Origin of the sequence: Micromonospora sp. WMMD708 (assembly GCF_049315245.1) — a bacterium.
GTDB classification, from domain to species: Bacteria; Actinomycetota; Actinomycetes; order Mycobacteriales; family Micromonosporaceae; genus Micromonospora; species Micromonospora wenchangensis.
Genome location: NZ_CP186060.1, coordinates 2,744,908 through 2,757,827, shown reverse-complemented (window position 1 = coordinate 2,757,827; position 12,920 = coordinate 2,744,908). Strand labels below are relative to the sequence as shown.

The following is a 12,920-nucleotide window of genomic DNA, read 5'->3' as shown; positions in this document are numbered from 1 at the left end:
TTGCAACCGCCGAGCCGAGGGAGCCCCGGTGTCCACCGTTCTGTCGTACGACGAGGCCGACCACGACGCCCGCCGGACCCGGCAGTGGCTGGCCGGCCAGGCCCGCGCCGACGGGGTGTCCCGCGCCGACCTGGTCGCCCTGGGCACGGCGATGACCGCCCTCGCCGCGCCGCAGCAGTCCGCGCCCGCCGCCGGGGCGGTCGGGGTGGACCCGGGCATCGTCAAGCCGCTCGACCCCGCGCTGCTCACGCCCCGCGACGGCAACGCCGAGATGCGGTGGGAGGCGATGGCCGGCCAGGGGTACGTGGTGCCGAACGACAGGTTCTTCGTGCGCAACCACACCCACACCCCGCGCATCGACGCCGGCACCTGGCGGCTGCGGCTGTACGGCGACGGCCTGCGGGACGCCCCGACCCGGGACGCCCCGGTCGAGTTCGACTACGCCGGCCTGCGCGCCCTGCCCGCCGTCGAGCTGCCCGCCCTGGTCGAGTGCGCCGGCAACGGGCGGCACTTCTTCGCCAGCCAGCAGGACACCCCGGCCGCCGGGGTGCAGTGGCGGCTCGGGGGCGTCGGGGTGGCCCGCTGGCGCGGGGTGCCGCTGGCCTCCGTGCTGCGGCACGCCGGGTTGACCGCCGACGCGGTGGACGTGATGCCGGAGGGCCTGGACCCGCCGTACGTCACCGGGGGTGTCGACCTCGGCCGGGTACGCCGTCCGCTGCCGATCGGCAAGGCCCTCGACGACGTGCTGCTCGCGTACGAGATGAACGGGGCGCCGCTGCCGGCGGACCACGGCTTCCCGGTCCGGGTGGTGGTGCCCGGCTGGATCGGGATCTCCTCGATCAAGTGGGTGGGCGCGATCGAGGTCTCCACCACCCCGCTGTTCTCCCCGTGGAACACCAGCCTCTACCGGATGTTCGGCCCGGGCCGGCCGGCCGACGGCGGGCCGGCCGACACCCAGTCGGTCAAGAGCGCGTTCGAGCTGCCCTGGGACGCCCGGCTGCCGGCCGGCGTCGAGACCACGCTGACCGGCCGGTCCTGGTCCGGGGCCGGCCCGATCGACCGGGTCGAGGTCGACACGGGCGACGGGTGGCGACCGACCACCCTGGTCGGGGCGGACCGGGGTGGGCCCTGGCAGCGGTGGTCGACGCGGTGGTGTCCGCCGACCGCCGGCCCGTGGACCCTGCGGGCCCGCGCGGTGGACGTGACCGGCCGCGGTCAGCCGGACCGGGCCGGGGTCAACGACCTCGGGTACCTCTTCGACGGGGTGGTCCGGCATCCGGTGACGGCGGTCTGACCGGGGTGTCGGCCGCCCGGGTGCGACGGGCGGCCGGACCACCCCGGCGCGACGGTCGCCGCCGCGCCGGGGTGGGGTCGGTGTCCGGTCAGGCGCGGGCGCAGGTCGCCGTGCCGGTGGGACCGTTGCCGGTGCCCTGGAAACCGAACTCGGTGCCGGCCCCCGCGCCGACGGAGCTGTTGTAGCTGACGTTGCGGAAGCTGACGTCGCCGGAGGTGCCGGTGTTCTGCGCGCTCCACACGTTGGTGACGGTGGCACCCGAGGGCAGGGTCAGGTTGACCACCCACCCGTTGAGCCCGGCCGGGCCGGCGGTGACCGTGACGGTGGCCACGAAGCCGCCGGACCAGGAGTTCACCGACACCGACGCGGCACAGTCACCGTCACCGGCCGGCGGGGTCGTCGGCGGGACGGTGGTGCCGCCCGCGTTGAGCGCGTCCAGCGTGGCGGTGTACGCGGGCTTCTTGGTGCCGTTGCCGTCGAAGAGCAGCGGCGTGGCGCTGGACCGCCACGAGTCGGTGTCCCGGATGCCGGAGACGGTGATGCCGGTGCAGCGGGAGACCGCCAGGCAGGCCCTGACCGCGCGGGCGTAGCTGTCGGCCTGGGCGCTGCCGGAGCCCTCGACGTCCAGCTCGGTGATCTGCACCTCGACGCCGAGGTCGACGAAACGCTGGAGGTTGGCCTGGTAGTCCGACGGCACCGGCGACCGGGCGGTGAAGTGGGACTGGAAGCCGACGCAGTCGATCGGCACGCCCCGGGCTTTGAAGTCCTGGACCATGGCGTACACGCCGTTGCTCTTCGGGTTCTGCCCGTCGGTGTTGTAGTCGTTGTAGCAGAGCTTCGCGCCCGGGTCGGCGGCGCGGGCGGCCCGGAACGCCGCCTCGATCCAGTCGTCACCGGTGCGCTGCAGGTTGGAGTCACGACGCCCACCGCTGCCACCGTCGGCGAACGCCTCGTTCACCACGTTCCACGCGTCGATCCTGCCCCGGTAGTGGGTGGCGACCTGGGTGACGTGGTTGAGCATGGCGTTGCGCAGGGCGGTACCGGACAGGACGGCCGTCCAGCGCGGTTGCTGCTGGTGCCAGGCCAGCGTGTGACCGCGGACCCGCATCCCGTTGGCCTCGGCGTGGCTGACCAGCCGGTCGCCGCTGGCGTAGGTGAACTGGTTCGGGCTGGGCTCGGTGGCGTCCCACTTCATCTCGTTCTCGGCGGTCACGGAGGTGAACTCACGGTTCAGGATGCCGACGTAGGCGGAGTCGGAGAGCCTGTTCACCGCCACCGCGGTGCCGAAGTAGCGGCCCGTCTGGGCGGCGGCGGCACCGAGGGTGGTGCCGGCGCTGGCGCTGGCGGCGAGGGCGACGGTGGTGGCGACGGTGACCAGGCCGGTGGCGATCGGGACCAGGGCGGCACGCAGCCGCAGTGGTGTAGCCCGACGCCCGCTGTCGCGGGCGGACACATGGGTCATGGCGGATGCCTTTCACGACGGTGGGGGTGCACCGTCCCGACCTTTCGCCCGGGTGCGGTGGCCGGCCGGGGAGGCGGTGTGGTCGCCCGGAGGCCACACCCGCCCGCGTCATCGCTCAGCCGCCACCGCCGAGGTCGAGGGGTTGCCAGGGTGACGCTATCGAAACATCTCCGGGAGTTCAACGAACGTCGATGCCTCAGCCGTGTCGACGCCGGAGCCGCCGCTACTCGGAGGCGGCGAGGTAGCCGCTCGCCTGCAACTCGAACAGCTCCCGGTAGGGCCCGTCGGCGGCCATCAACGTGTCGTGGTCGCCCTGCTGCACCAGTCGGCCACGGTCCATCACGAAGATCTGGTCGGCGTGCCGGACGTTGGCCAGCCGGTGGGTGATCAGCACGACCGTCCGGTCGGGCCGCCGCCGCAACTGCTCGAAGAGCGCGTGTTCGGCGCGGGCGTCGAGGGCGGCCGACGGCTCGTCGCAGATCAGCAGCCGGGCGTCCCGGTAGAGGCCCCGCGCAGCCACCAGCCGCTGCCACTGCCCGCCGGAGAGGTCGTGGCCGTTCTTGAACTCCCGCGCCAGCAGGGTGTCGTAGCCGAACGGCAGCCCGGCGATCATGTCGTGCGCGGCGGCCGACCGGGCGGCGTCCTCGACGGTGGGCCCGGCGGCGTCCGGGGCCCGGTCGTACCGGCCGATGCGGATGTTCTGCGCGGCGGTGAACGGGAACTTCCACCACTCCTGGGTCATCACCGCCACCTGGGCGGCGGTCGACGCCGGGTCCAGCTCGGCGACGTCGACGCCGTCCCACCGGATCGCCCCGCCGGTGGGACGGTAGAGCCCGGCGATCAGCTTGGCCAGGGTGGTCTTGCCGGAACCGTTCTCCCCGACCAGCGCGACCACCTCGCCCCGCCGGACGGTGAGGCTGACCTCGTCGACGGCCGGGGCGTCGGTGTCCGGGTAGCGCAGGCTCACCCGGTCCAGCTCGATGGTGTCGAACCCGGCGGTGGGTCGCCCCTGCCCGGGGGCGGTGCGGCCCTCGGCGCGGTCGAGGAAGTCCCGGTAGTCCTGGTAGTAGAGGGCGTCCTCGTAGAGGTTGTTGGTGGCGAAGACGGCGAGGGCGAGGCTGCTGCGGGCCGACTGGAGGGCGAGCAGGGCGGTCGCCGCCGCGGCCAGCGCGACCAGGCCGGCGAGCAGCAGCCCGCCGAGCACGGCGTAGACCGCGAAGGCGGCGATCCCGCCGATGGACATCCCGACGGCCCGGGTCCGGCTCTGCGCGCGGGCCAACCGCAGCAGCGCGGCCGTCTCGGCGCTCATCATCCGGCGGAACTCGGTGAGCAGGAAGTCGCGCATCTGGTAGGCCCGCACCTCGGCGGCGGTGTGCCGGTTGGCCATCAGGTTGGCCAGCATCCACATCCGGCGGCGCCTGTTGATCCTGGCCAGCATGTCCAGGTACTGCCGGCGGGCCATCCTGACCGCGGTGACCGCCTCGGGCACCGCGGCGAGCAGCAGGCACGGCAGCAGCAACGGCTGGATCACGGTCACCGCGGCGGCGGTGGCCAGCACGCCCACGACTCCGGTGATCAGGTTGACCGTGTGGTCGACGATGGACGCCGCCTCGGCCGTGCCCCGGTCGCGGACCCGGTCCATCTCCTCGGCGAAGCCGGCGTCGTCGAAGGCGGCCAGCTCGACCGCCGTGGTGGTCTCGAACAGCCGCAGCTCCACCGCGTAGGTGATCTGCGGGATCAGCCGGGCCTGCGCCCAGCCGGCGGTGACGGTCAGGGTGCCCTTGGCGGCCACCGCCGCCGCGGCCAGCACCAGCGCGGGCAACGCGGCCCGGACCCGGTCCGGCGTCGGGCCGGCGGCGAACAACTCACGCAGGACGCCGGTGGTGGCGAGCAGACCGAGGGTGGTCATCACCCCGGCGGCCAGGTTCAGCCCGATCGCGGCGAGGGTGTCGCGCCGGCTGGTGGCCCAGGCCAACGCCACGGCCTCGCGCACCAGCCGGGGCAGCCGGCGGGCCACCGCGCGGAAGCTGGTGTGCGCGAACGCGGTGGCGTGGTGCATCCAGGCGCCGTCGGCCAACTCCGGCAGGTCGAGCCCGGCGTCGACGGCACCGACGGCGTCGGGCTCGGCGGGCTCGTCCGCGCCGGCCGCGCGGCGGGGACCGGTCACCGTCGCCATGGTTCCTCCCGGGCCGAAGGGGGCGGGGCACGGGCGAGCCTACTGTCAGCGACGAGGGGCTGTCTCGCCGTGGCGGCGTGTCGTACACCTGTCGCATTGGCGTGTCGCGGGGCACGCCGCGCCGCCCGCTGCGCCGGGTCGCGTCGCGTGGCCGGGCCCCGGGTGGCAGGCTGGGACGCGAACCGTCGGCGGCACCACGCGCCGACGACCGTCGTGAAGGAGAAGATCGACCCGATGGCTGCGAGTGTGACCACCACCGACGAATGGCAGGCGCTGCGCAAGCACGCCGAGACGATGCGCGGCGCCCACCTGCGGGAGCTGTTCGCGGCCGACCGGCAACGGGGTGAGCGGCTCACCGGCGAGGTCGCCGACCTGCACGTCGACTACAGCAAGAACCTCGTCACCGACGAGACGATCGGGCTGCTCACCGCGCTGGCCGGGCGGGTCGGGCTGACCGACCGGATCGCCGCCATGTTCGCCGGGGAGCACATCAACTCGACCGAGGACCGGGCGGTGCTGCACACCGCGCTGCGGTTGCCGCGCGACGCCGCGCTGACCGTGGACGGTCAGGACGTGGTGTCCGACGTGCACCGGGTGCTGGACCGGATGGCCGCGTTCAGCGAGCGGGTCCGCTCCGGGCAGTGGCGCGGGCACACCGGCGAGCGGATCAGCACGGTGGTCAACATCGGCATCGGCGGCTCCGACCTCGGCCCGGTGATGGCGTACGAGGCGCTCAAGGCGTACCGGGACGGCGGGATCGCCTGCCGGTTCGTCTCCAACATCGACCCGACCGACATCCACGACAAGACCCACGACCTGGACCCGGCGACCACCCTGTTCGTGGTGGTGTCGAAGACCTTCTCCACGCAGGAGACGCTGGCCAACGCCGAACAGGCCAAGACGTGGCTGCTGTCGGGCCTGGACGCCGACGACGACGCGGCGATCGCGAAGCACTTCGTGGCGGTGAGCACCAACGCGGGCCGGGTGGCCGACTTCGGCATCGACCCGGAGAACATGTTCGGCTTCTGGGACTGGGTGGGTGGCCGGTACTCGCTGCCGTCGGCGGTCGGGCTGTCGGTGATGCTGTCGGTCGGGCCGGACCGGTTCCGCGAGCTGCTGGCCGGCTACCACGCCGTCGACGAGCACTTCCGCACCGCGCCGGTGGAGCGGAACCTGCCGGCGCTGCTGGGGCTGCTCAACGTGTGGTACGTCGACTTCCTCGGCGCGCAGACCCACGCGGTGCTGCCGTACTCGCAGTACCTGCACCGGTTCCCGGCGTACCTGCAACAGCTCACCATGGAGAGCAACGGCAAGTCGGTGACCCTGGACGGCACGCCGGTGGACCACCCGACCGGGGAGATCTTCTGGGGCGAGCCGGGCACCAACGGCCAGCACGCCTTCTACCAGCTCATCCACCAGGGCACCGTGCTGATCCCGGCGGACTTCATCGCGTTCAGCCAGCCCAACCACGACCTGGGCGAGATGCACGACCTGTTCATGTCGAACTTCTTCGCGCAGACCGCCGCCCTGGCCTTCGGCCGGACGAAGGAGCAGGTCGAGGCGGAGGGCACGCCCGCCGAGGTGGTGCCGCACCGGGTGATGCCGGGCAACCACCCGACCACCTCGATCATCGCGCCGAAGCTCACCCCGTCGACGCTGGGCCAGCTCATCGCGCTCTACGAGCACATCGTGTTCACCTGCGGCGCGGTCTGGGACATCAACCCGTTCGACCAGTGGGGGGTGGAGCTGGGCAAGGTGATGGCCAACCAGCTCGCCCCGAAGCTGACCGGGGACGCGCCGGACCTGGCCGACGTGGACTCCTCCACCGCCGCGCTGATCCGTCGCTACCGCCGGGAACGCGGCCGGGACTGAGGTCGGCGTGGCCGTTGCCGGGCACCCCGGCGACGACCACCGGTGAGGTCCGCCGGGACGGCGGCCGGGTCACCCGACCCGGCCGCCGTTTCTTTCGGTACGACTGGTCCAACCAGTTGACGAGTTGACCGGTACGCCGCCAGACTGCTGCCGTGACCTTCGTCCCGGTGCCCCGCAGCTCCGTCTCCGACCACGTCTTCGGCCAGCTCCGCGACGCCATCGTCAGCGGGCGGCACGCCCCGGGCGACCCGCTGCCCGGGGAACGCGAACTCGCCGCCGCGTTCGCGGTCAACCGGCACGCCGTCCGGGAGGCGCTGCGTCGGCTCCAGCAGCTCGGGCTGCTGCGGGTCAGCCAGGGCGGCGTCACCCGGGTGCTGGACTGGCGGGTGCACGCCGGCCTCGACCTGGCCTTGTCCCTCGCCCAGTCCGGCGACGTGCTGCCGGTGGAGAACCTGGTCCGGGACATGCTGGAGATGCGCGCCTGCGTCGGGGTCGACGCGGCCCGGTGCTGCGCGGTGCGGGCCACCGGGGCGGTACGCCGGGGCGTGGTCGACACCGTGGAGGGGTTCGCCGCCCTCGCCCCCGACCTGTCCGCGATGGCCGAGGCGAACATCATCCTGTGGCGGCACATCGTCACCGGCAGCGGCAACACCGCCTACCTGCTCTCCTTCAACAGCCTGGTGGCCGGGGCGCTGGCCGTCGGCGAGGTGCCACCGGCCCGACGCGCGGCCGAACTGCTGGACGTCGCCGGGCACCGCCGGCTGGCCGCCGCGATCGCCGACGGCCGGGGCGACGACGCCGCCACCGAGGCACACACCCTGCTCACCGCGTCCCTCACCAGCCCGACCGGCTGACCGTCCGGCATCCCCCCGCCGGTCGACCCCACCACCACCCGCCGACCCGTCCCGGGCGTCCACCCCCGTCGCCCGTCCCCCGGAAGGGAACGTCGCCCATGATCCCCGCCGTGCTCTACGCCGTACCGGCGTTCCTGCTGCTCATCGCCGTCGAAGCGCTGTCGTACCGGTTCGCCCCGGACGACGACGAACGCGGCTACGAGCTGCGGGACACCACCACCAGCCTCACCATGGGCGCCGGCAGCCAACTGATCGGCTTCCCGTGGAAACTGCTCACCGTCGGCCTCTACGTCGCGCTGTGGACCGTCGCGCCGGTGCAGCTCTCCCCCACCAGCGTCTGGACCTGGGTGCTGCTGGTCGTCGTCGACGACCTGGCCTACTACTGGTTCCACCGCACCCACCACGAGGTACGGCTGTTCTGGGCCAGCCACGTGGTGCACCACTCCAGCACCCACTTCAACCTGTCCACCGCGCTGCGGCAGAGCTGGACGCCGATGACCTCGCTGCCGTTCTGGCTGCCGCTGGCGCTGCTCGGCATCCCACCCTGGATGATCTTCCTCCAGCAGTCGGTCAGCCTGCTGTACCAGTTCTTCCTGCACACCGAGCGGGTCGACCGGCTGCCCCGGCCGGTCGAGTGGCTCTTCAACACCCCGTCGCACCACCGGGTGCACCACGGCGCGAACCGCGAGTACCTGGACCGCAACTACGGCGGCATCCTGATCGTCTGGGACCGGCTCTTCGGCAGCTTCGCCCCGGAGGACACCCCCGTCCGGTACGGGCTGACCACGAACATCGGCACCTACAACCCGCTGCGGGTGGCCACCCACGAGTACGCCGCGATCTGGGCCGACGTCCGGCGGGCCGGCTCGTGGCGGCACCGGCTCGGGCACGTCCTCGGCCGTCCCGGCTGGCAGCCCGCCCGATGAGCGACGCCCGTGCCGCCCGGCGACCCGAGCCGGGCCGGCCGGCGTCCGGTGTGGCCGGCCGGTGGTGGCTGGTGGCGTTCGGGCTGGCCGCCGCCGTCGAGCTGACCGGGGTCGCCCTCGACGCGCCGGCCGTGCAGTGGGCGGCCAAGCCGCTGCTCGCCCCGCTGCTGCTCGGCTGGCTGCTCGCCGTACGCCGGCGGTGGGACCCGGTGGCGACCGGGCTGGTCTGCGCGGCCGCCGGTGACGTGGCGCTGCTGGTGCCCGGCAGCACCGCGTTCCTGCTCGGGATGGGGTGCTTCCTCGGCACCCAACTGGCGTTCCTGACCGCGTTCCTGCGGCACCGGCGACCACCCGGGCCGGCAGTGGCCGGCTACCTGGCCCTGTGGGCGGCGGGCAACGCGCTGCTCGGGGGCCGGCTGGGTGACCTGCGGCTGCCGGTGCTCGGCTACAGCCTGGCGTTGGCCCTGATGGCCGCCGCCGGCTGGGGGGTGTCCCGACGGGTGGCTGCCGGGGGCGCGCTGTTCCTCCTGTCCGACCTGCTGATCGGGGTCGAGGCGACGGGCGTCCGGCTGCCCGGCCACGGGCTGTGGGTGATGACCACCTACCTCGCCGCCCTGCTGCTGATCACCACCGGCTGGGCGGGCCGCAGGGGCGGGCCGCCGCGCGCCGACCCGACTCAGCCGAGGGCGGCGACCAGTGCCTCCGGGATCATCGTGGACGGGCGGTCGCTGACCTGACCGTCGCCGATCTCCACCAGCCGCCACCGGCCGTCGGCCCGCCACGCCAGGTCGGCGGTGACGAAGGGCAGGTCGAGCGCCGTCACCACGGCGGCCAGCGGCCCGAGGTCCGCCGGCACGTCGGGCAGGTCCGTCGGGGTGTCCGGGTGCGGGCCGGTGAGCACACAGCGTCCGCCCACCCACCAGGTGCGGATCTCGACGCCGGCGAGGGGCTCGAAGCGACGCAGCACGAAACCACGGGCGAAGTCGTCGTGCCGCAGTTCGCGCAGCCGGGTCGCGACCCGCCAGGCGGCGTCACCGTCGGCCAACTCCGGCACGAAACACGCCTCGTGCCAGTGGTGCTTGGCGGATTTGGTCCAGTCCCGCAGCACCGCCGGACCGCCGCCCAGCGCGGTACGGGCGCGGTCGAAGTCGGCCCGGTCGACGCCGACCGTCCAGCGGGACCGCGGGGTGAGCGCCGCCGCCGTGGCGTACCACCCGGGCAGTTCGTGGGCGCGGCGGTACCGGTCGGGGTCGGTGCGCAGGGTGACCTGCCGGGCGCCCAGCGCCTCGGCGAAGCCGGCGTACCGGGCGGAGGAGAGCATCCAGCCCCGGTAGACGGCGTCGTCGGTGGCGGGCACCCCGGCGACCGCCCGGGTGACGTCCCGCCCCGCCGCGAGGGCGTCGTGGTCGACGACGGCGACCGGGTGCCCGGCCTCCCGGGCCGCCTGCGCCTCCGGCGCGAAGTGCGGGTCCGGGCGGCGGGGACGCAGCGGGTCGGCCGGGACGATCAACAGCATGCCGGCATCCTCCCCCGGTCGGCCCGCCCGCAACCACCGTCTTTTTCCCGCGAACGCAACGCACGGACTTACCCGGAATGGGGGCACGAACGGTCACGCTGTCGGACAGATCCGCAGCGTGGCGGTGGTCATCCCCACCCGGGGCGGTTGGTTTCGCTTGCGCGCGGGGTGGAGACTCTTCTTCGGTACCGACAAAGGGGGAGACCGTGCCCGACACCGACCGCCCGCAGCGACATACCCGAGCCGCCGTTCCCGCCGGGGTCACCGATCCGCTCCTGTGGCGGATGGCCCTCGATGTGATCGACGCGCACCATCCCGACCAGGCCGGGCGTTGCGACAACCTGCTCTGCGAACGCCAGGAGTGGCCCTGCGACGCCGCACGCAACGCCCACCGGGCGCTGACCATGGCCGGCGACGTGACGCCCGGCGTCGTCGACGACCGACGCACCGTACGGGAGCAGCCCGGTCGGCCCGCGCGGCGCACGCGTACCGTCGAGGCGGCCTGACCCGTCGATCGCCGTCCCCCTCGCCCCCGGCGGCTGGCGCACCGGGCCGGTGAGGGGGACGCGACCTGTCTTCTCCCTGTCTCACCCCCCGGACCGCGCCGGCGGGCTGCCGAAGACCTGACCCGCCGGTCAGCCGAGGCGCTTGGCGGAGCGGATCGCGGCGGCCAGGTTCTCCAGCAGCGGGGCCGCCCCCGCGTACGAGAAGCGGGGCACCGCGTCCCACGGGGTCACCTGGTTGGCCCGGACCGCCGGCAGCTGCGCCCAGGTGGGCTTGGCCGCGAGGTCCTTGGGCTGCAACGCGGTGGAGCGGTTGTCGAGCAAAATCAGGTCGGCCGGGAACTTGTTGGCGTTCTCCCAGCTCAGCGCCTCGAAGTAGTCGCCGGCCTCCAGCTTGGTGGGCACCACGATGTCCACGCCCAGCTCGGCGAAGTACATCAGGTCGGTGCTGACCTTCGGGTTGGAGACGTAGAACAGGTCGGGGCTGCCCGAGGAGGCCATCACCCGGATGCCCGGGTTGGCCTTGACCGCCGCCCGGACCTGCTCGGCGGCGGCCTCGAAGCGGGTCTTGGCCGCGGTGACCTTCGCGGCGGACAGGTCCGCGCCGAGCGAGCGGGCCAGTTCGGCGTAGCGTTCGATCGGGCGGGTCATCGGGGTCCGCGCGGTGGAGATCGCCACGCTCGGCGCGAGCTGGAGGATCTTGTCGCGGCTCTCGTCCGGGACGTACCAGAGGGCGTCCGGGTCGTACATGTGGGTGACCAGCAGCTCGGGGCGCAGCGCGGCGTACTTCTCCACGTTGAACTCGCCCCAGACGTTGCCCAGCACGGTGACCTTGTCGACGTCGAGATCACCGGCCTGCGGCTCGCGGGAGCCGTCGGTGCGGGTGGTCTCGCCGAACACCCCGACGAGCGCGGAGTCGAGTCCGAAGTCGACAAGCGCGGCGGCCACCCCGGTGAAGGCGACCACCCGGGTCGGCGCGCTGGCCGCCTCGACCTTGCGCTGACGGTCGTCGGTGAAACTCCACGGACCGGCCGGGCCGTTACCGGCGGGCTTGGCCGGGTCGTCACCCCCGCCGCAGGCGGCGAGGAGGGCGGTCAGGGCCGCGCCGCCACCGGCGGCGAGCAGTCCCCGGCGGGACAGGCGGGGGGAGGACGAGGAAGGCAACATGCGACGTCTTTCGGTAAGGCCCGGACCGTGACGATCCGCGACAGCAGGGTTAGGCTAACCTAACCTAAATTGCTGTCAACCCGGCGCGCGCCGCTCATACTCCTCCTGGAGCCGACACTGTCCGCCACCCTCTCCCCACCCACCGCCACACCGGGCGTGGCACCGGGCCGCCGGCGCGTCGGCGTCCGGACCGCCGGGCTCGGCGCGGGCCTGCTGCTGCTCGTGGTCGTGACGGTGCTCAGCATCGCCGTCGGCGCGAAGCAGCTCACCCTCGTCGAGGTCTGGCACGGCCTGCTCTCCCCCGGCTCCCCCGACCATGCGGTGGTGCAGCAGATGCGGCTGCCCCGGACCCTGCTCGGGCTGCTCGCCGGCGCGGCCCTCGGCGTGGCCGGCGCCCTGATGCAGGCGCTCACCCGCAACCCGCTGGCCGACCCGGGTCTGCTCGGCATCAACGCCGGCGCGTCCGCCGCCGTGGCCACCGCCACCGCCCTGTTCGGCGTCGCCACGGTCCGGGGGTGGATCTGGTTCGCCCTGCTCGGAGCGGTGGTCGTCACGGTGGCGGTGCACGCCGTCGGCGGCGGCCGACAGGCCACGCCGGAACGGCTCGCGCTGGCCGGGGCCGCCCTCAACGCGGTGCTCTACTCGTTCGTCAGCGCGGTGATGCTGCTCGACGCGGCCTCGCTGGACCGGCTGCGGTTCTGGACGGTCGGTTCGCTGGCCACCGCCGACTTCACCACCGTCGCCACGGTGGCCCCGTTCATCCTGGCCGGCCTGCTGGTCGGGCTGGCCGGGGCCCGCCCGCTCAACGCCCTGGCCCTGGGCGACGACGCGGCCCGCGCGCTGGGCGCCAGCCCCGCCCTGGTCCGGGCCGGTACGGTCACCGCCGTCACCCTGCTGTGCGGCGCGGCCACCGCCGCCTGCGGCCCGATCGTCTTCGTCGGCCTGCTCGTCCCCCACCTGGTGCGCGCGCTGACCGGCCCGGACCTGCGCTGGCTGCTGCCGTACGCGGCGGTGCTCGCCCCGGTGCTGCTGCTCGGCGCCGACGTGCTCGGCCGGGTCCTCGGCCGACCCGGGGAACTCCAGGTCGGCCTGGTCACCGCCGTGCTCGGCGGCCCGCTGTTCCTGCGTCTGGTGGCCCGCCGGTGAGCCG

At 73.8% G+C, this 12,920-nt stretch carries 11 protein-coding genes; 7 read left to right on the top strand and 4 right to left on the bottom strand.

Features of this window, described 5'->3' with window-relative positions:
• Positions 1-28: 28 nt before the first annotated feature.
• Positions 29-1,294 carry a molybdopterin-dependent oxidoreductase gene (locus ACN260_RS12045; RefSeq protein WP_422756046.1) on the top strand — a complete coding sequence of 422 codons (1,266 nt, stop codon included), beginning with the start codon at positions 29-31 and terminating at the stop codon, positions 1,292-1,294.
• Positions 1,295-1,382: 88 nt separating this feature from the next.
• Here the strand turns inward: ACN260_RS12045 and ACN260_RS12040 are convergent, their stop codons facing one another.
• A complete protein-coding gene (locus ACN260_RS12040; RefSeq protein ID WP_422756045.1) occupies positions 1,383-2,756 on the bottom strand; it encodes an endo-1,4-beta-xylanase in 1,374 nt (457 codons plus the stop codon).
• Between the two features lie 223 nt (positions 2,757-2,979).
• Positions 2,980-4,932 carry an ABC transporter ATP-binding protein gene (locus ACN260_RS12035; protein WP_422756044.1) on the bottom strand — a complete coding sequence of 651 codons (1,953 nt, stop codon included), beginning with the start codon at positions 4,930-4,932 and terminating at the stop codon, positions 2,980-2,982.
• A 234-nt stretch (positions 4,933-5,166) separates the two neighbouring features.
• Between ACN260_RS12035 and pgi the strand changes: the two genes are divergently transcribed.
• The 4 genes from pgi to ACN260_RS12015 all read left to right on the top strand — a co-directional run bounded on the left by pgi (position 5,167) and on the right by ACN260_RS12015 (position 9,321).
• The gene (gene pgi / locus ACN260_RS12030; RefSeq protein ID WP_422756043.1) at positions 5,167-6,804 is read left to right on the top strand and encodes a glucose-6-phosphate isomerase; all 1,638 of its coding nucleotides are present in this window, start codon (positions 5,167-5,169) and stop codon (positions 6,802-6,804) included.
• 152 nt (positions 6,805-6,956) lie between these two features.
• On the top strand, positions 6,957-7,658 hold the full coding sequence (locus ACN260_RS12025; protein ID WP_422756042.1) for a FadR/GntR family transcriptional regulator: 702 nt from the start codon (positions 6,957-6,959) through the stop codon (positions 7,656-7,658).
• A 98-nt stretch (positions 7,659-7,756) separates the two neighbouring features.
• On the top strand, positions 7,757-8,584 hold the full coding sequence (locus ACN260_RS12020; RefSeq protein WP_422756041.1) for a sterol desaturase family protein: 828 nt from the start codon (positions 7,757-7,759) through the stop codon (positions 8,582-8,584).
• Positions 8,581-9,321 (top strand): lysoplasmalogenase, encoded by a 741-nt coding sequence (locus tag ACN260_RS12015; RefSeq protein WP_422756040.1) that lies wholly within the window; start codon positions 8,581-8,583, stop codon positions 9,319-9,321. The genes ACN260_RS12020 and ACN260_RS12015 overlap by 4 nt, the downstream gene beginning before the upstream one ends.
• Here the strand turns inward: ACN260_RS12015 and ACN260_RS12010 are convergent.
• Positions 9,261-10,100 (bottom strand): ATP-grasp domain-containing protein, encoded by an 840-nt coding sequence (locus tag ACN260_RS12010; protein ID WP_422756039.1) that lies wholly within the window; start codon positions 10,098-10,100, stop codon positions 9,261-9,263. The genes ACN260_RS12015 and ACN260_RS12010 overlap by 61 nt on opposite strands.
• A 206-nt stretch (positions 10,101-10,306) precedes the next feature.
• Between ACN260_RS12010 and ACN260_RS12005 the strand changes: the two genes are divergently transcribed.
• A complete protein-coding gene (locus ACN260_RS12005) occupies positions 10,307-10,606 on the top strand; it encodes a hypothetical protein (protein WP_422756038.1) in 300 nt (99 codons plus the stop codon).
• A gap of 129 nt (positions 10,607-10,735) precedes the next feature.
• Here ACN260_RS12005 and ACN260_RS12000 read toward each other — a convergent pair whose 3' ends face one another.
• A complete protein-coding gene (locus ACN260_RS12000) occupies positions 10,736-11,770 on the bottom strand; it encodes an ABC transporter substrate-binding protein (protein WP_422756037.1) in 1,035 nt (344 codons plus the stop codon).
• A gap of 156 nt (positions 11,771-11,926) precedes the next feature.
• Here ACN260_RS12000 and ACN260_RS11995 point away from each other — a divergent pair, with 156 nt between their 5' ends.
• Positions 11,927-12,916, top strand: a complete 990-nt coding sequence (locus ACN260_RS11995) for a FecCD family ABC transporter permease (RefSeq protein WP_422756690.1) — start codon at positions 11,927-11,929, stop codon at positions 12,914-12,916.
• The last annotated feature ends 4 nt before the right edge of the window (positions 12,917-12,920 follow it).

Coding starts and splice junctions, on each gene's coding strand:
- ACN260_RS12040 (WP_422756045.1), bottom strand. CDS start 2,756: ATGACCCATGTGTCCGCCCGCGACAGCGGGCGTCGGGCTACACCACTG.
- ACN260_RS12035 (WP_422756044.1), bottom strand. CDS start 4,932: ATGGCGACGGTGACCGGTCCCCGCCGCGCGGCCGGCGCGGACGAGCCC.
- pgi (WP_422756043.1), top strand. CDS start 5,167: ATGGCTGCGAGTGTGACCACCACCGACGAATGGCAGGCGCTGCGCAAG.
- ACN260_RS12020 (WP_422756041.1), top strand. CDS start 7,757: ATGATCCCCGCCGTGCTCTACGCCGTACCGGCGTTCCTGCTGCTCATC.
- ACN260_RS12015 (WP_422756040.1), top strand. CDS start 8,581: ATGAGCGACGCCCGTGCCGCCCGGCGACCCGAGCCGGGCCGGCCGGCG.
- ACN260_RS12010 (WP_422756039.1), bottom strand. CDS start 10,100: ATGCTGTTGATCGTCCCGGCCGACCCGCTGCGTCCCCGCCGCCCGGAC.
- ACN260_RS12000 (WP_422756037.1), bottom strand. CDS start 11,770: ATGTTGCCTTCCTCGTCCTCCCCCCGCCTGTCCCGCCGGGGACTGCTC.